Source organism: Marinobacter denitrificans, assembly GCF_008795955.1.
Taxonomy (GTDB): Bacteria; Pseudomonadota; Gammaproteobacteria; order Pseudomonadales; family Oleiphilaceae; genus Marinobacter; species Marinobacter denitrificans.
In genome coordinates this window covers 1,610,586-1,631,789 of the sequence record NZ_VMHN01000001.1, presented here as the reverse complement: position 1 = coordinate 1,631,789, position 21,204 = coordinate 1,610,586, and the positions used below count along the sequence as shown (strand labels likewise).

Genomic DNA, 21,204 nt, shown 5'->3' with positions numbered 1-21,204 from the left:
GGCCCCGCCATGGCAGGCTCAGCAACTCTACGGATGCCGTTAAGTCATCCGGGGGCTGGTAAATAACCCGCTAATCCGTATAATACCGGCCGTTGATCGGCGTGTGGCGCAGCTTGGTAGCGCACTTCGTTCGGGACGAAGGGGTCGCAGGTTCGAATCCTGCCACGCCGACCATTCCTTCCCGCTTTTTCGTCTTCTTTTGTTCTTCAAAGACCTTTATACCAACACCCCCGGGTTCAACAGACCATCGGGGTCCAGAGTCTGTTTGGCTGAACGCAACACCTCCGCAAACAGATCCGGCCGCTGGCGATCATAGCCCGGCCGATGGTCACGCCCCACGGCGTGGTGATGGGTAATGGTGCCGCCCATGTCAATCAGGGCTGCCATTACCGCCAGCTTGATCTCGTCCCACTGTTTTACCTGATCTCCGCGCCGGCCCGGGGCAATCACGGTGTAGTAGGGCGCGGGGCCGTCCGGGTACACATGGGTGAAGCGGCAGGTGACGAACGCCTTGCCGCAGATCTCCCGGGCGACCCTGGTCACGGTTTCCATGACACCCTGGTGGAAACCTTCAAACCTGTCCCAGGTAATCGCAGTTTCAAAGGTTTCCGCAACCAGCCCCAGGCGGATCAGTCCATCCCGCATGTAGGGGGCACGGATAAATTGCTGGCGCCAGTCACCAGCCTGGCCTTTATCAGGTGTCTTTTCCCGGCTGACCTGAACCGATCCGCCTGCGCCGGCGACAATCTCCAGGGCTCTTTCCATCCACGCCTCCACCGGGTGATCAGCAGATTCAAAGCCGATAATAAGTAAGTGCTTACTACCGTTACCGATGCCATTGATCATGGCTTCACGGGCATCAATCAGCCGACAGTTGGCGGGGTAAAGGCCGGACTGGGACACTCTGCGAACCGCTTCCGCACCCTGCAGAAAATCTGCGAAATGCACCGTGCGGGTGGCGCGGAACTCCGGCCTTACCTGCAGCCTCACCCAGGCCGAAGTGACAAAACCGAGAATGCCTTCGGAGCCCAGGAACAGCCGGTCCGGCGATGGCCCGGCGCCTGATCCCGGCAACCGCCGGGTTTCCAGGGAGCCTCGGGGCGTTATCACACGGGTGGACTCCACCATGTCATCGATATGAGTGTAGAGCGTGGCAAAATGGCCGCCGGAACGAGTGGCTATCCAGCCGCCCAGGGTCGAGAACTCAAAGGACTGGGGGAAATGCCGCAGGGTGTAACCATGGGGCCGCAGCCCGGCCTCGAGGGCAGGCCCATAGATGCCGCCCTCAATATGAGCCGCCCGGGACTGGTGATCCACCTCAAGGATGCGGTTGAAGCGCTCCATATCGACCGTAACAGTACCGGCCCAGTCGCCTTCGTAGCGGGCTTCGGTGCCACCGACCACACTGGAGCCGCCGCCATAGGGAATCACCGCCGCACCACTGCGGCTGGCGTAGTCCAGCACGTCCAGCAGTTCCTGTTCGGTGGACGGGCGGGCAATCAGGTCCGGCGCGCAGCGGTAATCCCCGTCCAGGCCACGCACAATGTCCCGGAAGGATTTGCCGTAGGTGTGGCTGGCCCGGTCCCGGCGGTCCGTGGACATAATGGGCAACAGAGATTGCGGAGGCTGCAACCGGGATTCCGGCATTACCAGGTCGGCCAAGGCTGGCGGCGCCTGAGAGGTGAACTCTATGCCATCAAACTGCATACCCACCAGTTGACGCAATTGCTCAATCTGCTGATCATCAAATGCGCTGTCTTCATTACCCCAACCCCAGTAATTGCGTATTGTCATGGACATTTCCTGTTTATTGTTTTGCATTCAGTCTAGTTCAAGGCAATAGTGAGTGATATTCCAGAACTCATCTGAACTTCAGGTAAAGCGGCCCCTTGCGGAGACCGATTGATGACCACCCCGAACATCGAAAAACGCAGGCTTGCCGCTCTTGATCGCCTGGGTATTCTTGACACTCCGCCGGAGGAACGCTTCGAACGGCTGACGCGAATTGCGCGACAGTACTATCAGGTCAAGATCGCGCTTTTCACCATCGTCGACAATGAACGTCAGTGGTTCAAATCCCGCCAGGGCCTGGCAGCACCGGAAACGCCGCGATCGGTTGCCTTCTGTGACTACGCCATACAACAGGACAAGGTCTTTCTGGTGGCTGACGCTACCGAGGACCCCCGTTTCTGCAAAAACCCCCTGGTGACCGGGGAGCCTTTCATCCGTTTCTACGCCGGTATGCCGGTGCGAGAGCCCAGCGGTTTCAAGATTGGCACCCTTTGCATCATTGACGACAAGCCCCGCCACCTCAACGAGATTGACCTGGACGTGCTACGAAGCCTCGCCAGCATTGTCGAGGACGAGCTGGAACGCGCCTACCTGACGGCCACCGACCACGACTATGTGCATGTGTCTCACCTCAGCCGGGCCATTCACCGGGCGCAGAACGTTTTCCTGACCAGCAACAATGAGCGCGCGGCGTTCGAGCAGATGCTCAGCGACCTGCTATCACTGACCGGCAGCCAGTTCGGCTTCATCGGCGAAGTGCTTCGCCATGAGGATCAAACCCCCTATCTGAAAATCGGGGCCATCACCAATATCGCCTGGAGCCCGGAAACCCAGGCGCTGTATCAGGAAGTGGAACGGCGAGGAATGATCTTCGACCGCCTCGACAACATTCTTGGCAAACCCATGGTGACCGGAGAAGTCATCATCTCCAACGACCTGGAGACCGATCCCCGCCGGGGGGGCCTGCCGAGCGGCCATCCGCCCATCAGCGCGTATATAGGTATCCCGGTATTTTCCGGCGACAAACAGATCGGGCTGATTGGCCTTGCCAACCGGCTGGATGGTTACCCTGCTCGACTTGCCGAAGAGCTCGAGCCCCTGTTACAAACCCTTGGCAACCTGATCGAGCGTAAACGGCTTTACCAGGAGAAACGCGAACACCAGAAGAGTCTCGAGCAGGCTGCCAACTACGATTCACTCACCGGCCTGCCAAACCGGCGCAGGCTGACAGCCCTTTTTGAGCAGGAGCTGTTCGAAGCCAACCAGCGAATGGGGCTGGTGTCTGTGTGTTTTATTGACCTCGACGGTTTCAAGGAAATCAACGATCAGCACGGCCACGCTGTGGGCGATGCGGTGCTTAAGTCCGTCGCCCAAAGGCTGCTATCGAGCGTTCGTGCCCACGACATCGTTGCCCGCCTGGGAGGTGACGAATTTGTGGCCATACTCCGGGATGTGGATGATGCGCGGGTTTATGCCCGGCTTCTGGAAGCCATCCGCCAGCCCATCAACTACCGGCATTATATTCTGAACCTTTCAGGCAGCATGGGTGTGACCGTCTATCCGAGCGACGATGCCGATGCCGACCTGCTGATACGCCATGCTGACCAGGCCATGTATGCGGCCAAGGAAGCAGGGAAGAACACGTACACCCTGTTCGATCTGGACTCCCACTTCTCACGCAAGGAGCGCGTAAAAGTCATTGAGCAGATCGGCGATGCCATAAGGTTGGGCCAGCTCGAGCTCTACTATCAGCCCAAGGTGAATTTCACCAGACAGTGCCTGGAAGGTTTCGAGGCACTGATACGCTGGAACCATCCCGTGCAAGGGCTTCTGAGTCCCGGTTATTTCCTTGAACACATTGAATATACCGAATACGCCCGAAGTGTCGGTAACTTCGTGATTCGCGAAGCGATCACACGCTTACAGGAATTTGCGGAAAATGGGCTTCCGTACACCCTGAGCGTTAACCTCAGCCCCTCCCATTTTCTGGGCCCTGAATTCCGTGAAGACCTGGCCAGCGCCCTGGGCGATTGCCCCCGTGACATCCGCTGCCACCTGATTCTCGAAATTCTCGAAACCACCGCCCTGGACGATACTCACAAGGTTCTGGAGAACCTCCAGGCCTGCCGTGACCTGGGAGTGGATGTTTCTCTGGATGATTTCGGTACGGGCTATTCCTCACTGGATCTGTTCCGTCGGCTGCCTGCGCAGGAAATCAAGATCGATCAGTCCTTCGTCATGGACATGCTGGACAATAACGATAACTACAGCATTGTCAGTGCCATTGTCAGCCTGTCGCAAAGTTTCCAGCGCCGCCTCGTCGCGGAGGGTATTGAAACCGCTGCGGTGGAAGCGAAACTGATAGAGATGGGGTGTGAGCTGGGGCAGGGCTTTTTCTACAGCAGGCCGATGCCGCTGGCGCTGGCGCTGTCGTGGGCAGGCAGGTTCACCTGGGAGGCTCGATCCGCCAGTCCTCAACCGCAATAGTCACCACTCTGACTTTGTGGTTTGATCATCGGGATATTCTGCCAGGACCTTCTATTGTTACAGTTAGAATGCGTTTTTGTGTTAGCGTGTTGTACCCATAAACGACGGCTCCGCCAGGGAGGTAGTTATGTCAGACATTACAACCTTCCACGATCAGAATCATTTGCTGGCCGCCTTGCCAGACAGCGCCAAGGTACGGATATTCCCCAAGCTCAAACTGGTTGAAATGAACCTCGGGGACGTAATTTATGAATCCGGCCAACCCATCGACTTTGTCTACTTCCCGACCAATTGCATCATTTCGCTGCTGTACGTGATGATAAATGGCTCGTCCGCCGAAATATCGGTGGTCGGGAACGAGGGAATGGCCGGCATTGCCGTGTTCATGGGTGGCGACAGTACCCCCAGCCGGACGGTTGTGCAAAGCAAGGGATTTGCTTACCGGATGACCGCCCCGGAACTCAAGGAGGAGTTCGATAACACTCCCGCGGTAAGGGGGCTTACCCTGCGCTACACCCAGGCGTTGATCACCCAGATGTCCCAGACCGCCGTGTGTAATCGCCATCACTCCATTGACCAGCAATTGTGTCGCTGGCTGTTGTTATCCCTTGATCGCCTTGCGGACAACCATCTGACGATGACCCAGGAACTCATCGCCAACATGCTGGGTGTTCGCCGTGAGGGTGTTACCGAAGCAGCTGGCAAACTGCAGGACCTGGGGATCATCGAATACCATCGCGGCCATATCACCGTGATTGACCGGCCGGGGCTTGAGGCCCTCAGCTGCGAATGTTACGCCGTGGTCAAGCACGAGACCGACCGCCTGACCTCGGGCTACCCCGGTTACTGAGCCGGTCGACGCCGACTCGTCGCTGGCTTTGGTATCCCCCGCCAGCGGGAAGAAATCCCGATACCTCAGCATGTGCTACTCCCGGTTTTCAATCACCACTTCAACACGGCGATTCTGCTGGCGACCCGTTGCACTGTCATTGCTGGCAACCGGACGCTCAAAACCGAACCCGGACACGGTCAGCCGGCGGCCGTCAATGCCGCGGCCAGTCAGGAAACGCCGCACAGATTCTGCCCGTTGACGCGACAGGGTTTCATTAAACATCGCGCTACCCACGTTATCGGTATGGCCTTCAATCAGCACCTGGCGGTCAGGGTACTGTTCGAGGAAGTTCACCAGCTTCTCCAGATTCTCGTTAGTGCCTCCCTGAATCTCCGCGCTACCGCTCGCAAAAAGCACGTCCCCCAGAGTCAACACCAGCCCCCGCTCGGTTGCTTCGGCCTCAAGGTCGTCAATCTGCCGCTGCAGTTCTTCCGCTTCACGGGCAGATAGGGCTGCGGCATCCGCTTGTGAGCTACGCGCACTTTCGGCGTCGGCATGGGCCTCATCCGCTTCGCGGGTTCGTGCGGCCAGCCTGGCCGCATCACGCTGCTCGCCCAGTTGCTCCCGCTCGGCTTCCAACAGCCGGGTCTGGCCCTTGGCCCGGGCAATCTCGACCATGCGGTCAGCCATGTAGAGGCGATAGTCGGCCAGGGCCTGTTCATCGCTATCCAACGGTTGCTCGGCAAGCTGCACCGCCGCTTCCGCATCACGCAATTCGATGCGGGCATGAGTCATCATGTCAGGGTTCTGTTGCAGCTCGGTCAGCTTGGTGCGCACATCCTCTGAGCCTTCAGGGCTGGTCGGCGACATGGCACATGCGGTCAGCAGTACTGAGGAAAGCACCACGGCGATGGTCGTTTTTTTACCTGGAACCGGTTTCAGGAACGATAAGATTTTCATTGCTGATCTCCCTGGCGCTGCATCTCTTCATCCAGGGCCTCGGCGCCGCGCCCCATTTCACGATTGATCGCCGCGGCCTTCGCCGCTTCGGTTCTTGCTATTGCCAGCTCTGCGGCAACGCGGGCCTGTTTTGCCAGCCGGTCGGCTTCGGTCATTCGCTCCGCTGCCACAGCCTTCTCAGCTTCTGCCAAATGACGGTTCGCTTCTTCCAGTTCCGCGCCGGCATAACGCCGGGCTTCCGCCTGTTCGGCATTGGCAATGGCATCGCTGGCCATGGTCAGCGATTCGGTCGGTGGTAACGGCGCAGACGCACAGGCGACGAGGGTCAAAGTTGCGAGAAATAACGTGGTAAATAGGCCGAGACGTTCAGCGGCCCGCCGGATCATGTGCGTTTTCATAGCATGGCTCCTTATGCCACGGAGCTCCCCGGTTCTGTTTTGAACCGGCCAATGCCGAACCTGAACGGTCCGCCAATGCTCCCTGTCATTCACATTAGCGCCAGGGCCGTGACATCGTCCGTACGCTAACACACACAAGGGCCTCAAAATGAAATACCCCAGCCACTTGCTATTCGGGCCGCTTGAGGTGGAGTAGACTTGCCTGATGTAACACCGGTGGCGGCCTGGACAGTTTGGACGGTTTGAACGGTTTGGAGAGGGACGATGAGTCATACGAACGGATATTCAGATGTTGAACACCATGAACGGCTGCGACGCAGCGCCAGTGATCTGATCGAACACGGCGTACCGCCCCGCAACCACGGCGGCAACCTGAGCGTGGAAGCACTCCATTTGCTCTACGAGCGTGCCAGCAACCCCGAATCCGCTGCTGATGCCCTCAAGCTGCTCCACGAGCTGCAAACCTACCAGGTGGAGCTTGATCTGCTGTATGAACAGCTTCTGGCTAACGAACAGGAAATCAACGAGGAGCTGGCCCATTACCGGTCGCTCTATGAGCAGGCGCCTGCCGCCTATCTGATTGTGGCTAACGACGGCGATATTATTGAAGGTAACCTGGCTGCGGGCATTCTATTCGGCGACCACACGACGGACCTTGCCGGAATGGGCCTGAATGCCCTTCTCGCACCTGGACAGCACGACATCGTGAATACGTTGCTCAGAACGTCGGGCGCGGTAGAAGCAACGGTCGAACTGCAAGATCGCAGATGCATGGTGATCAGCGCAAAGCCCACCGCTGCCAGGGACAGCGTTTTGATGATACTCACTGAAGCCACGACTTACGCCCCCACGTACTGATGCGTATCGTAGGTATTGGTGCCTCCGCTGGCGGCCTGGCATCATTCGAGGATTTTTTCCGTAACATGCCCTGCGATACCGGCATGGCCTTCCTGGTGGTGCAGCATCTGGATCCAACCCAGAAAGCGCTGCTGCCGGAACTCCTCCAACGCTATACCGAGATGCCGGTTTTTGAAGCCCGGCAGAATACGGCCGTTCGCGCTGATACCGTCTACGTCATCCCGCCAAACCGCGAACTGCGGGTACAGGATGAGACCCTGAAGCTGGTGCAGCCAACCGAAGCACGGGGGCTGCGCCTGCCCATCAATGTGCTGTTTTCATCCCTGGCCAGCGCCCAGAACGAACGGGCCATTGCCGTTGTGCTTTCCGGCATGGGCTCTGATGGCACCCTGGGTTTGCAGGCCATCAAGGCGACCGGGGGGCTGACGTTGGTGCAGACACCTCTCTCGGCCCAGTTTGACGCCATGCCCAAAAGCGCCATAGATGCAGGCTGCGCAGATATAGTGGCACCGGCAGATGAAATTCCGGATCGCATACTGGCCTATGTCCGTCGCGTTCCCGTCCCGGGAGAAAGCCCCACTCATAACCACCCCGCCCAAACATCGCTGAAGCAGCTTGATCCGCTTCTCAGCCTGCTGCAAAAGCACACCCGGCATGATTTTTCCCTGTACAAACCCTCCACGCTGAACCGCCGGATTGAGCGCCGCATGGCCATCCATGGTATTGCGGACCTTGGGGATTACACCCGCTTTCTGGCCGACAACAAACAGGAAGTACAGCTGTTGTTCAGGGAACTGTTGATCGGTGTTACCGAGTTTTTCCGGGATCCTGACACCTGGGATTACCTGATAGAAACCGGGCTGCCGGAACTGATCACCGGGCAAACGCCGGGCCATCCGCTGCGTGCCTGGGTGGTGGGCTGCTCAACAGGGGAAGAAGCCTATTCGCTGGCCATTGCGTTTACCGAGGCGCTGGAAAACACTCTGCCGGGGCAGGAACTGAATCTGCAGATATTTGCCTCTGACATCAGCCCGGATGCCATTGCGGGGGCAAGGCGGGGGCAATACCCACTCAGTATTGAAAGCACCGTATCCCGGGACCGGCTGGCACGCTTTTTCACCAGACACAACAACCATTACCAGGTACGGCCATTGATACGGGATAAAGTGATGTTCGCCCCCCACGACGTCATTCTTGACCCACCGTTTACCAAGCTCGACATGATTGCCTGCCGCAACCTGCTGATCTATTTCGATGTCACACTGCAGCGGCGGATACTGCCCTTGTTCCACTACAGCCTTCGCCCCAACGGATTACTGATGCTGGGCAGTTCCGAGACCATTGGCCGGCTGAATCACCTGTTTGCGCCAGTGAAGCCCAGGCTGCGTCTATACCGCCGCAAACCTTTCGAGTCGTTTCGCCACTCTGACTTCCTGCTAAAATCCTTCCCACCCATGTCCACCTTGCACAAGGAGCACCCCGTGCGGTCCACACAGGTTCCCCCACAGGAGGCCACCAACAGCCTGCAGTCCGCTGCCGACAATGTGTTGTTGCAGGTCTATTCACCCGCTGCGGTGGTGCTCAATGCCGATGCCGATATCGTTTATATCAGCGGGCGTACCGGCAAGTATCTGGAACCGGCTGCGGGCAAGGCCAACTGGAACATCCACGCCATGGCCCGGGAAGGTCTGCGGGAGCCTTTGTATACCGCCCTGCAACAGGTAACGGAGCAAACAGACCCGCTTGAGCTCACAGGAGTGCAGGTTCAGACCGACGCCAGCACGCAGGCCGTTGACGTAACCATTCAGACGTTACGGGAACCCGAAGCCCTGAAGGGTATGACGATGGTTGTATTCCGCGATGCCCCCATGCCGGTGGCGTCCCGGCGCCGCAAATCCGCCTCTGCTGCCGACTCTGACCATGTTGCGGAAGTCCAGCGCTACCAGAAGGAAATCGAAAGCTTGCGGCAGCAGGCAAAGCACACCCGGGAAGAACTGCAGGCGTCCAACGAGGAGCTGCAGTCCACCAATGAAGAACTACAGTCTGCCAATGAGGAACTGACAACCTCTAAAGAAGAAATGCAGTCGATGAACGAGGAACTGCAGACCATCAACACGGAACTGCAAACCAAGCTGGATGATCTCGCCCTTGCCCAGAGCGATATGCAGAATGTGCTCAACAGTATCGAAATTGCGGTTCTGTTCCTGGACCAGGACCTGAACGTACGGCGTTACACCGAACGGGCTGCTGCCATTATCAGCCTGCGCGAGAGCGACGTCGGCCGCCCGCTCAGCGATCTGACCACCAGCCTGCGTTACCCCGAGCTTCAGGAAGACGCCCGGAAAACCCTGGATACCCTGGCGGTCAGGGAGAAGCAGATTACCACCAACGATGAGCGGTGGTTTTCAGTCAGGATCATACCCTACCGCAGACTGGACAACATGATTGACGGTGTTGTCATCACCCTGGTGGACATCACCGACACCAAGAAACTGGAATCCTCCCTGCGGAAGACGCCTCCGGCCTGACGCTGTTTCAGGCTTCACGGTTATCATCGCCGCTCCGATGCTGCTGCGCCCAGAGATGGGCATAGTGGCCATTGCGGGCAAGCAAGTCATTGTGATGCCCACTTTCCACAATGCGTCCGCCGTCCATCACCAGAATGGTGTCGGCATCCCGGATGGTGGAGAGGCGATGGGCAATCACCAGCGACGTGCGCTGACGACTGACTTCCTTCAGCGCCCCGAGAATGGCCTGTTCAGACAGGGAATCCAGGGAAGAGGTAGCCTCATCCAGAATCAGCACTGGTGGATTCTTGAGAATAACACGGGCAATCGCTACCCGCTGTTTCTCGCCCCCGGAGAGCTTCAGTCCACGCTCGCCGACCTGAGTTTCATAGCCATCCGGCAGGCTCAGGATAAAGGCGTCCAGATGGGCCATACGGGCCGCCTCATAGACCTCTGCTTCGCTGGCCTCGGGCCGTCCGTAAGCCAGGTTACGGTAGAGCGTGTCATTGAACAGCACCGTATCCTGGGGCACCACGCCAATAGCAGCGCGCAGGCTGGCCTGGGTGACGGTGCGAATATCCTGTCCATCAATGGTAATACCGCCCCGGTCCACGTCGTAAAACCGGAACAGCAGGCGGGCGAGGGTCGACTTGCCGGCACCGCTGGCACCTACTACAGCCACGGTATGACCCGGCGGGATGGAAAAACTTACATTCCGAAGAATCTGGCGGTCCTGTCGATAGGCAAAGTGAACATGGTCGAAACGGACTTCGCCTTTCTCCACAACCAGTGCTTTGGCATCTGGTGCATCCTCGATCACAGGTTCATCGCCAAGCAGACCGAATAACCGCTCCACGTTCACCAGTGCCTGGCGTATTTCCCGATACACAAACCCGAGCGCGTTCAATGGGATAAATAACTGCAGCAAGTAAGCGTTGATCATGGTGAAGTCACCCAGGGTAATCTCGCCACTGGCCACTTCCCGTACCGCCATGGCCATGATGACAATCATCGCCAGACCAATGATAAAGGCTTGGCCGGCGTTCAGGGCCGCCAGGGACAGGCGGTTTTTCAGGCGGGCCTTCTCCCAGTCGTCCAGGTCCTCGTCGTACAGCCGGGCTTCGAACTTCTCGTTGTTGAAGTACTTGACCGTCTCGTAGTTGAGCAGGCTGTCGACCGCCCGGGAATTGGACTGGTTATCCCGGGCGTTGGCTTCACGCACAAACTTGGTGCGCCATTCGGTAACCTTGATGGAAAACACCACGTAGACCACCACAGCCACCAGGATCGCCAGTACATAACCGACGTTGAACACCACAAACAGGATGCCGGCGACCAGCAGGATTTCGAGCAGGGTGGGCACGATGTTGAACAGGGTGAAACGCAGCAGGAAGCTGATACCGTTGGTACCCCGCTCGATATCCCGGGCCAGACCACCGGTTTTCCGGTCCAGATGGAACGCCAGTTCCCGATTATGCAGGTGTTCGAAAACCCGCAGCGATACCCGCCGCATTGCCCGTTCCGCAACTCGGGCGAACACTGCATCCCGTAGTTCGCTGAACAGCGTGCTGCCGAATCGGAGCAGGCCATAGGCGAGCACCAAGAGCACCGGAATCCACAGCAGCATCTCGCCACCGCGGTTCTCATCCAGGTAGTCGACGATGTACTTCAAGGCTACCGGTGTGGCAACGGTCGCTAGCTTGGAGATTATGAGAAACGCCAACGCCAGAACAACCCGGCCCCGGAACTCGGCCAGATAGGGCCAGAGACCGGAAATGACTTTCCAGTCCGGTTTATGGTCAGCGGGGTAGTCGTTATCGGCGTAGGCTCTCACTATCGAGAATAACTCCAAGGTTGGGGAGCGCGCGTGGGTGGCAGGGTCTTCCGGGACCGTCAAAAGCCATGGATGGCTTTTGTCGAGCGTACAGGGACGTATTTACAGCGTGTCCCGGAAGACCCTGCCACCCACGTGTGCTCTGCCCGGATGTATGATAGGTCTTTTACGGCGTTCAAACCGTATTGTTGCCAGAGTTTACAGCACCGCCAATCAGGAGGCACATCATCAACACCCGTCACCGCAAAGCTCTGAAACTGGTCGTCGATTTTATCAGTCCCTACAAAAGGGCCGTTGCTGGTGCGCTGGTTGCTCTGGTTATTACGGCGGCTATCACGCTTGGACTTGGACAGGGACTACGGATTCTCGTCGACCAGGGACTGGCAACCCAATCCCCCGTGATGTTGTCCAAAGCTGTGGGGCTTTTCTTTGTACTGGTGATTGGCCTGGCAACCGGTTCCTTTGCCCGCTTCTACCTAGTGTCCTGGATTGGCGAACGGGTGGTGGCGGATATTCGCAAGCAGGTGTTCAACCATCTGATCGACCTTCACCCCGGCTTCTACGAGAAAAACCGAAGCCTGGAGATTCAGTCACGCTTTACCGCCGATACCACCGTGCTGCAGTCGGTGATTGGCTCCACGGTATCGATCGCGCTGCGTAATGCACTGATGCTGGTGGGCGGGCTGATTCTTCTGTTTGTTACCAATGCCAAACTGGCCAGCATTATCATCCTGGGTTTTCCGCTGGTGATCATTCCCATTCTGGTTTACGGGCGTCGCGTCAGGCAGCTTTCCAGGCTAAGCCAGGACCGGGTGGCGGAAGTAGGCAGCTACGTGGGAGAGAACCTTACCCAGATCAAGACCGTGCAGGCGTTCAATCACCAACCCCATGACCGCCGGTTCTTTGCCCGTGTGGCTGAGAATGCCTTTGACATAGCGCGGGTGAGGATTCGCCAGCGGGCCTGGCTGACCACCATTGCGATCACCCTGGTGATGGGTGCGATCGGGGTGGTGATCTGGATCGGCGGGCTGGATGTGATTGCCGGCCGTACCAGCCCCGGGGAACTGGCAGCGTTTGTGTTCTACAGCCTGCTGGTGGGCCTCGCGGCCGGGGCAATCAGTGAGGTCATCGGCGAGTTGCAGCGGGCTGCCGGGGCAGCGGCGCGGATCTTTGAGTTGCTGCAGACACCCAGCGAAATCTCGACAGCGGACACCGCTACACAAACTCTCCCTGACACCATTCAGGGCAGTATCGAAATCAGCAATCTGAGCTTTTCCTACCCGTCGCGACCGGATGTCGAGGTCATAAAGGGGCTTTCACTGAGCATTCGCGCCGGGGAAACCGTTGCTCTGGTGGGCCCCTCCGGAGCGGGCAAATCCACGCTGTTTGATCTGTTGCTGCGATTCTACGAACCCGATGCGGGGCAGATTCTTATCGACAATACCGATAGTCGCCAGGTCGCAATCGATGACCTGCGACGATGCTTTGCCCTGGTGCCCCAAAACCCGGCACTGTTCCACGGCACCATTGCCGACAACATTCGCTATGCCCGCCCGGAAGCCAGCGACGAGGCCATGGTGGAAGCCGCGCGTATTGCCCATGCCGATGAATTTATTCGCAAACTCCCAAACGGTTATGAAACACCCCTGGGCGACACCGGGCTGGGGCTTTCCGGAGGACAGAAGCAGAGGCTGGCAATTGCCAGGGCATTGCTCGCGGATGCACCTATACTGTTACTGGACGAGGCCACCAGTGCCCTGGATGCTGAAAGCGAGCATCTGATTCAGCAGGCAATGCCGGGCTTGATGTCGGACCGCACAACACTGATTATTGCGCACCGGCTGGCTACCGTGAGGCACGCCGATCGTATCATTGTACTGGACGCCGGCGTTCTTCAGGATATTGGCAATCACGACGATCTGGTGGCACGCAATCCGCTGTATCGGCGCCTGGCGGAACTTCAGTTCCGGGAAGACGAGGGCAGCTGAAGTACGTAGAAACATCAGGGTCGGGTTTTCAAACCGGGCCATCATTTCGTGTATGCTGGTGGAACTAAACCGAATTCGAGGAGAGGCAAAGTGACGAACAAAGAACTGCAGGCACTCAAAGAACGTTATGTCGCGGCCGGTGCCGCGAGCCCCAACGAGCAGTTTGCCGACCATGCGACCAATGCCGAACTCTGGGACGCCGATGGCAAGCGGATGATCGACTTCGCCGGCGGCATCGGTGTACTGAATATCGGTCATCGCCACCCGAAAGTGGTTGAGGCGGTGAAAGCGCAGCTGGACAAGCTGATGCACACCTGCCAGACAGTCATGCCGTACGAGGGCTATGTGAAGCTGGCGCAGAAACTCAGCGAAGTAGTTCCGGTGAAAGGGCACGCCAAGGTGATGCTGGCCAACTCCGGCGCCGAGGCCCTTGAGAACGCCATGAAAATCGCCCGGGCGGCAACCGGAAAAACCAACGTTATCTGTTTCGATGGTGGTTACCACGGCCGTACTTTCTACACCATGGCCATGAACGGCAAGGCCGCGCCTTACCAGACCGATTTCGGGCCGATGCCAGGCACTGTCTTCCGCGCACCCTATCCGGTGCCTTATCACGGTGTCAGTGAAGACGAGGCGCTGCGCGGACTGAAAATGGCCATGAAGGCGGACTCCCCAGCCAACGATACTGCCGCTATCGTGATTGAGCCGGTACTGGGTGAGGGTGGTTTCTACGCTGCACCCGCCAGCTTCCTGAAAGAGATTCGCAAGATCTGTGATGAGAATGGCATCCTGATGATTGCGGATGAAGTTCAGAGCGGCTTTGGCCGTACGGGCAAGATGTTCGCCATCGAACACAGCGGTGTTGAGCCAGACATCATGACCATGGCCAAGAGCATGGCCGATGGCATGCCGATTTCCGCGATCGTTGGCACTGACAAGGTAATGGACTCTTCCGGTCCGAACTCACTCGGTGGCACCTATACCGGCAGCCCCACTGCCTGTGCGGCCGCCCTGGCAGTATTTGATGTGTTCAAGGAAGAGGACATTCTGGGCAAGAGCCAGCGTCTGGGCGAGAAGCTGCGCAAGCGTTTTGACCAGTGGCAGGAGCAGTTCCCCCATGTGGACAACGTGCGTAACCTGGGCCCCATGGCGGCCATTGAGCTGGTGACAGATAAAACCAGCAAGGAACCAAGAGCGGACTTCGCTGCAGCCGTCACCAAGAAAGCCAAGGAAAACGGCCTGATCCTGCTTAGCTGCGGTATGTATGGCAATACCATTCGTTTCCTGATGCCCGTAACCATCGAGGACAACATCCTCGAGGAAGGGCTGGGTATCGTTGAGCAGGCTCTGAAAGAAATAGGCTAAAGGAGCTTACGGATTTCCTTCCATAGGCGACGATAGGCGTCAGCGGCAGCCGAGGATCTGTCCATCAGTTCAACCGGCTGGCCGCTTTCGCCCATCTTCTCCACAACGCTGGCATTGGGAATGATGGCGTTCATCCCGCCCTCCAGATGTTTTTTACGGTTGATGACCATTTCCCGATGCAGGTTCTTGCGCCGGTCTACCATCGAGAAAAACGGGTGCAGACGGCCCGGTTTGAGCTTCTTGTCTTTTGCGAACTCCTGCAGTTGATGCCAGCTGTTCAGTGCCAGCCAGGTGGGCACTACCGGCACAAATACAGCATCGGCCGTTTTCAGTACCTGCTCGGATAAACGCGACATGGACGGGGGACAGTCCAGCACCACCAGGCTGGTTTCCTCCGACAACGGCGCCAGCCAGTTCTTGAGGGTATTATTGCTATCGTCCTTGTCCAGGCGGACATCAAGGTTGCGGAAGCTGTTGTGAGCGGGGATGAAATCCAGGTCGGGGTAGGCACTGGCACGAATGAACTTGCCTATCGGTGTCTTGCCGTCCATCAATGCTGCCAGCTTCCGGCCCTTGATCTCGTCCGTACCCGCCAGATACCAGCTTGCTGCCCCCTGGGGGTCCAGATCCCACAACAGGGTACTGATACCGGCCTGGCTCGCCAGGTAGGCAATATTCACAGCCGCTGCGGTTTTACCCACACCACCTTTGAGGCTGTAAAACGCGATGATCTTCATGCTTCCTCCTGAAACCCTTACGGGATAACGGCTGCCAGCTTAACCGATCCTGCTTGGGAGCGTGTTTCAGTTATATGACACATCGCTATACCCGACACGAGTTTCTTGCCTCCTCCCCCTGCCTACTCCCCGTTAACTGCGCATAAGGATGTTTTGGCTAACGGGTGAACACTTCATGTTGATTATGGGCATCTGCATATGGCGTCTCCCGACGACATGGGCAGTCGGATGGTCTCCACAACAAATACAATCAGGAGCACATTATGATCTCTATTCCACGTCTGGTGACCGGTGTCAGCCTCGGCCTGACGCTTGCGTTGCCCTTTAACACCGCTCAGGCCGGCACCTTTGTCCATCTGTTTGAATGGCAATGGAACGATGTTGCTACCGAATGTGAGCAGTTCCTGGGCCCCAAGGGCTACAGTGCCGTACAGGTATCCCCACCCCAGGAACACATTCAGGGCGATGCCTGGTGGACCCGATACCAGCCGGTCAGCTATCAACTTCAGAGCCGTAGTGGCAACGCCAGCCAGTTTGCCGACATGGTATCCCGTTGCAATGCCGCCGGTGTGGACGTCTACGTCGATGCAGTCATAAACCACACGGCCAATGGTACCGGCACCGGTACTGCAGGCTCCGGTTACAACAGCAACTCGCTGACTTATCCGACATACAGCAGTAATGACTTCCATGACGAATGCAGCATAGACAGTTCCGACTACAGCTCAGATGCCTGGCGCGTCCGCAATTGTCGGCTGGTGGGTCTGCCGGACCTGGATACCGGAAGCACTTACGTGCGTAACACCCTGGCCGGGTATCTGAACCAGCTTACGTCATTTGGGGTCAAAGGTATTCGTGTGGACGCCGCCAAGCATATGTCGCCGGAGGATATTGGCGCTATCGTCAGTCAGGTAAATGAGCCTCTGTATGTGTTCCAGGAAGTGATTGACCTGGGGGGAGAGGCCGTCAGCGCCAATGAATACACCAGTACTTCGGACGTTACCGAATTTCGCTACAGTGCTTCTATTGGCAATGTCTTCAAGAATCAGAGGCTGGCCGACCTGAATGCGTTTGGCGAGAGTTGGGGTTTTCTTGCCGGCGGGGATGCCGTGGTCTTTACCGATAACCACGACAACCAGCGAGGTCACGGTGCCGGCGGCAGCAATGTCCTGACGTACAAGAACGGAGATCTTTACAACCTGGCAAACGTGTTCATGCTGGCATGGCCCTATGGCTACCCCAAGGTCATGTCCAGTTACGCATTTTCTGACAGTGAACAGGGGCCACCGGCCCAGAGCGTCTACCAGAATGGCTCGGCACAGTGTGGTTCTGCCTGGGTGTGCGAACACCGATGGGATTCCATTGCCAGCATGGTAGGCTTCCGGGCCGAAACCGACGGGCAGGGTGTGAATAACTGGTGGGACAATAGCAATAACCAGATTGCCTTCAGCCGCGGTAATGCCGGTTTCGTCGCCATTAACCGTGAAGGCAACAGCCTCTCCCGCACCTTCAGTACCACTCTGGCCGATGGCAATTACCGGAATGTTGCCGGCGATGGCGCCTGCGTCACTGTCCAGAACGGGCAGGTGTCTCTGACCGTCCCTGCAATGCAAGCTGCGGCTCTGCACACGGGCGAACCATGCGATACCGACCCCGAGCCGCCGGTAGAAAACTCTGCTTCCGTGACTTTCCAGTGCCAGAATGGCGCGACGGAGTGGGGGCAGAGCGTGTATATCACCGGCGACAATAGTGCCATTGGCAGTTGGTCACCAGCCGACGCACTCAAACTGGACCCGACCGCCTACCCGAACTGGAGCGGTACTTTTGATATGCCGGCTAACACCAGCATGGAGTGGAAATGCATCAAACGCAGCGAAACTGACCCCACCGCCCAGCTGGAATGGCAATCCGGCTCCAATAACCAACTTCAGACCGGAAGCCTGGGCTCCACCAGCACGACCTCCGGCTCTTTCTGAAGCCTGACTTCTACTGAGCACCTTCCAGCCTGTCCGCAAGGGCAGGCTGGTTCGACTATCCTTCGGTTAGTGGTGATTTCATCGTATACTGCCTGAAGATCTTTTCGGTATGCTGAGACGCAACCAGCATCACTTCCCGAACCATCAGGCTGATTTATGACCTCCCCGGAAACCCCTTCAAGACCGACACACAAACCCAGGCCCTGGATAGACCTGCTTGTCAGCATCGTCATTCCCTCCGTTATTCTGATGAAGCTCAGCGGTGACGAGTATCTGGGCAGTGTGATGGCCCTGATCATAGGGCTTGCATTCCCGCTGAGTTGGGGATTGTTCGAGCTCGTGCGCTACCGCAAGTACAACTTTATTGCGGTGCTGGGTATTATCAGCGTGGGTCTCACCGGCGGTATAGGGCTGATGGAGCTCGACGCTGGCTGGCTGGCCATCAAGGAGGCTGCCGTTCCAGCGGTGATTGGCCTCGCTGTACTGATATCCACTCGTACCAGATACCCGCTGGTAAAAACGCTTCTCTACAACCCAACCGTGCTGGATGTGGAAAAAATTCAGAAGGTACTTAAAGAGAGGGGAAGCGAGGCTGAGTTCGAGGCGCGGTTGCTGAAGGCCAGCTACTTCTTCAGCCTGACCTTCCTGTTCTCATCCATCATGAACTTCGTGCTGGCCAAGTGGATTGTCACCAGTCCGTCCGGGACCCAGGCGTTCAATGAGGAACTGGGGCGAATGACCCTGGTGAGTTACCCAATGATCGCGATCCCGTCGATGGTCATGATGATTGCCATCTTCTATTATTTGTGGCGCTCCATTCGGCGGCTTACCGGCTATACCCTTGAAGAAGTCATGGCACCGCACCTGGCGGCTCAGCATGAAAAGAAATCGTCAGACTCTGCATCCGGCCAACAGGATCGGTAAACCCACGATCCTGCAAGCTATTGATTTTAAATAAGAAAGGCGGCCATCTGGCCGCCTTTTTTGTGACCCGGCGAAACAGTACCGGGCACGCCTCGATTATCCTTCCACTGTACCCCTAGATATCCAGGTTGGTTACTTCCAGGGCGTTGTTCTGGATGAACAACCGTCGCGGTTCCACATCGTCCCCCATCAGCGTGGTGAAAATCTGGTCGGCCGCGAAGGCATCCTCGATCGTCACTTTCATCATGCGACGTGTTTCCGGGTCCATCGTGGTTTCCCATAACTGGTCCGGGTTCATCTCGCCCAACCCCTTGTAGCGCTGGATGTTCAGACCACGCTGGGCTTCCTTCATTAACCACTCAAGAGCACCTGCGAAGGACAGAACTGCCTGCTTGCGCTCACCGCGCTGAATATAAGCGCCGTCTTCGATCAGACCGTCCAGGGTTTCGCCCATCCGAGCGATGGCGGCATAGGAGGACGAATCAAAGAATTCGTGGCTGAAAACGTGGTTATGGGGAATACCATGAACGTAAATCACCACCTTCGGCAGGTAAAGATTACGTTCGGTATCCTTCTCCACGGAGAAGGTGTACTTGGTACCGGTGCGGGTATCCAGCTGCAAGCCATCACCCAGGCGCGCGACCCAGCGGGCAACCGCTTCTTCGTTCTTCAGGTCTTCCGGCTTCAGGGTGACGTTATCCAGCATTTGCTGAAGCACCTTGGCAGGATAAGCCCGGGACAGGCGATCAATCATTGCCATCACCGCCTGGTAATCCTTGACCATGGTCTCCAGAGCGGAATCCTTGATGGCAGGGGCCTCCGGATTCACATACAACTGGGCACCTTCCAGCGCGGTCTGGGTAAGGTAGGCTTCCTTCGCTTTCTCGTCTTTCAGGTATTGTTCCTGCTTGCCTCGTTTGACCTTGTAGAGGGGTGGCATGGCAATGAACACGTGGCCACGTTCGATGATCTCGCGCATTTGGCGGAACAGGAACGTAAGCAGCAGGGTGCGGATGTGGGAACCATCCACATCCGCATCGGTCATGATGATCAAAGAGTGGTAACGGAGTTTCTCGGGATTGAACTCTTCCCGCCCGATACCACAGCCCAGGGCTGTGATCAGAGTGCCCACTTCCGCCGAAGACAGCATCTTGTCAAAACGTGCTTTCTCTACGTTCAGGATCTTACCTTTAAGCGGCAGAATAGCCTGGGTTTTACGATCGCGACCCTGCTTGGCGCTGCCGCCCGCAGAGTCACCCTCCACTATGAACAGTTCAGAGAGGGCCGGATCCTTTTCCTGGCAGTCTGCCAGTTTGCCGGGCAGGCCAGCGATATCCAGAGCACCCTTGCGACGGGTCATATCCCTGGCCTTGCGGGCAGCTTCACGGGCGCGGGCAGCTTCGATCATCTTGTTAACGATCAGCTTGGCTTCGTTAGGCTGCTCCTGAAGGAAGTCAGCAAATGACTGATAAAGCTCCTGCTCAACCGCCGTCTTCACTTCTGAGGAGACCAGTTTGTCCTTGGTCTGCGACGAGAACTTCGGATCCGGCACTTTCACGCTGATAATCGCAGTGAGGCCTTCACGGGCGTCGTCACCGGAAGTGCTTACCTTGGCCTTTTTACCCAGGCCTTCATGCTCGATGTAATTGTTCAGTGAGCGGGTAAGGGCAGCCCTGAAGCCCGCCAGGTGGGTGCCGCCGTCCCGCTGGGGAATATTGTTGGTGAACGTGTAGATGTTCTCCTGGAAGGCGTCATTCCACTGCATGGCGACTTCAACCGAGATGCCGTCTTCGCGCTCTTTTATAAAGTGGAAGACCCGGTTGATCGGGGTTTTATTGGAGTTCAGGTGCTCCACAAAGGCACGCAGCCCCCCCTCATATTCGAACACCTCCTCTTTGCCGGAACGTTCGTCCTGCAGACGAATACGTACGCCGCTGTTCAGAAACGCCAGCTCCCGCAACCGCTTGGCCAGGATATCCCAATGGAACTCGATGCTGGTGAAGGTTTCAGGGGAGGGAATAAAGTGGACCTTGGTACCGCTGGCATCGGTATCACCTACAACGCCCAGAGGCGCCTTCGGTACACCACCGTTGTATACCTGCTCATACACCTTGCCATCCCGGCGGATTGTCAGGGTAAGTGAAGAGGACAGGGCGTTTACAACGGAAACTCCAACACCGTGCAGGCCACCAGAGACCTTGTAGCTGTTGTCGTCAAACTTACCCCCGGCATGGAGCACGGTCATAATAACTTCCGCGGCCGACACTCCCTCTTCCTCGTGAAGGTCAACCGGGATACCACGTCCATTATCCTTGACCGTCACTGATTCATCCGGATGAATAATCACCCCAATTTCAGAACAGTGCCCGGCCAGCGCTTCGTCAATGGAATTATCTACCAACTCAAAGACCATGTGGTGCAGACCGGTACCATCATCGGTATCACCAATGTACATCCCGGGCCGTTTCCGCACCGCATCCAGTCCTTTCAATACCTTGATACTGGAGGAATTGTAGTTCGATTCGCTCATTTGGGCACTCCTGAAGG

The 21,204-nt window shown here is 57.3% G+C and carries 14 protein-coding genes and 1 tRNA gene; 9 read left to right on the top strand and 6 right to left on the bottom strand.

Annotation, left to right across the window (positions count from 1 at the left end):
* Window positions 1-97 precede the first annotated feature (97 nt).
* Window positions 98-174 (top strand) — tRNA-Pro (locus FO268_RS07520).
* A 42-nt stretch (window positions 175-216) separates the two neighbouring features.
* Here FO268_RS07520 and FO268_RS07515 read toward each other — a convergent pair.
* Entirely contained in the window at window positions 217-1,794 is a 1,578-nt protein-coding gene (locus FO268_RS07515; protein ID WP_202336547.1) for an FAD-binding oxidoreductase, read from the bottom strand.
* 111 nt (window positions 1,795-1,905) lie between these two features.
* Here FO268_RS07515 and FO268_RS07510 point away from each other — a divergent pair, with 111 nt between their 5' ends.
* Together FO268_RS07510 and FO268_RS07505 are read left to right on the top strand one after the other, a co-directional pair.
* Window positions 1,906-4,278, top strand: coding sequence for a sensor domain-containing phosphodiesterase (locus FO268_RS07510; protein ID WP_150991248.1), 2,373 nt, complete (start codon window positions 1,906-1,908; stop codon window positions 4,276-4,278).
* A 127-nt stretch (window positions 4,279-4,405) separates the two neighbouring features.
* Window positions 4,406-5,128, top strand: coding sequence for a Crp/Fnr family transcriptional regulator (locus tag FO268_RS07505; protein WP_150991246.1), 723 nt, complete (start codon window positions 4,406-4,408; stop codon window positions 5,126-5,128).
* Window positions 5,129-5,203: 75 nt separating this feature from the next.
* Here FO268_RS07505 and FO268_RS07500 read toward each other — a convergent pair whose 3' ends face one another.
* Together FO268_RS07500 and FO268_RS22815 are read right to left on the bottom strand one after the other, a co-directional pair.
* Window positions 5,204-6,070, bottom strand: coding sequence for an OmpA family protein (locus FO268_RS07500; protein ID WP_150991244.1), 867 nt, complete (start codon window positions 6,068-6,070; stop codon window positions 5,204-5,206).
* Window positions 6,067-6,468, bottom strand: a complete 402-nt coding sequence (locus FO268_RS22815) for a DUF4398 domain-containing protein (RefSeq protein ID WP_191966886.1) — start codon at window positions 6,466-6,468, stop codon at window positions 6,067-6,069. The genes FO268_RS07500 and FO268_RS22815 overlap by 4 nt, the downstream gene beginning before the upstream one ends.
* A 264-nt stretch (window positions 6,469-6,732) precedes the next feature.
* On the opposite strand from FO268_RS22815, the gene FO268_RS07490 reads away from it, so the two are divergent.
* Both FO268_RS07490 and FO268_RS07485 read left to right on the top strand, forming a co-directional pair.
* On the top strand, window positions 6,733-7,326 hold the full coding sequence (locus tag FO268_RS07490) for a PAS domain S-box protein (RefSeq protein ID WP_150991240.1): 594 nt from the start codon (window positions 6,733-6,735) through the stop codon (window positions 7,324-7,326).
* Window positions 7,326-9,854, top strand: coding sequence for a chemotaxis protein CheB (locus FO268_RS07485; RefSeq protein ID WP_150991238.1), 2,529 nt, complete (start codon window positions 7,326-7,328; stop codon window positions 9,852-9,854). Before FO268_RS07490 ends, FO268_RS07485 begins: the two co-directional genes overlap by 1 nt.
* 7 nt (window positions 9,855-9,861) lie before the next feature.
* Here FO268_RS07485 and FO268_RS07480 read toward each other — a convergent pair whose 3' ends face one another.
* Window positions 9,862-11,667 (bottom strand): ABCB family ABC transporter ATP-binding protein/permease, encoded by a 1,806-nt coding sequence (locus tag FO268_RS07480; protein ID WP_150991236.1) that lies wholly within the window; start codon window positions 11,665-11,667, stop codon window positions 9,862-9,864.
* Window positions 11,668-11,918: 251 nt separating this feature from the next.
* Between FO268_RS07480 and FO268_RS07475 the strand changes: the two genes are divergently transcribed.
* Together FO268_RS07475 and gabT are read left to right on the top strand one after the other, a co-directional pair.
* Window positions 11,919-13,655 (top strand): ABC transporter transmembrane domain-containing protein, encoded by a 1,737-nt coding sequence (locus tag FO268_RS07475; RefSeq protein ID WP_150991778.1) that lies wholly within the window; start codon window positions 11,919-11,921, stop codon window positions 13,653-13,655.
* 90 nt (window positions 13,656-13,745) lie between these two features.
* The gene (gabT, locus tag FO268_RS07470; protein WP_150991234.1) at window positions 13,746-15,020 is read left to right on the top strand and encodes a 4-aminobutyrate--2-oxoglutarate transaminase; all 1,275 of its coding nucleotides are present in this window, start codon (window positions 13,746-13,748) and stop codon (window positions 15,018-15,020) included.
* Here the strand turns inward: gabT and FO268_RS07465 are convergent.
* Complete coding sequence (locus FO268_RS07465; protein ID WP_150991232.1) at window positions 15,017-15,757, bottom strand: ParA family protein; 741 nt, start codon at window positions 15,755-15,757, stop codon at window positions 15,017-15,019. The genes gabT and FO268_RS07465 overlap by 4 nt on opposite strands.
* A gap of 263 nt (window positions 15,758-16,020) precedes the next feature.
* Between FO268_RS07465 and FO268_RS07460 the strand changes: the two genes are divergently transcribed.
* Together FO268_RS07460 and FO268_RS07455 are read left to right on the top strand one after the other, a co-directional pair.
* Window positions 16,021-17,733, top strand: a complete 1,713-nt coding sequence (locus FO268_RS07460; RefSeq protein ID WP_150991230.1) for a carbohydrate-binding module family 20 domain-containing protein — start codon at window positions 16,021-16,023, stop codon at window positions 17,731-17,733.
* Between the two features lie 156 nt (window positions 17,734-17,889).
* Window positions 17,890-18,657 (top strand): VC0807 family protein, encoded by a 768-nt coding sequence (locus FO268_RS07455; protein WP_150991228.1) that lies wholly within the window; start codon window positions 17,890-17,892, stop codon window positions 18,655-18,657.
* Between the two features lie 115 nt (window positions 18,658-18,772).
* Here the strand turns inward: FO268_RS07455 and gyrB are convergent, their stop codons facing one another.
* Window positions 18,773-21,187, bottom strand: coding sequence for a DNA topoisomerase (ATP-hydrolyzing) subunit B (gyrB, locus tag FO268_RS07450; protein WP_150991226.1), 2,415 nt, complete (start codon window positions 21,185-21,187; stop codon window positions 18,773-18,775).
* Between the last annotated feature and the right edge of the window lie 17 nt (window positions 21,188-21,204).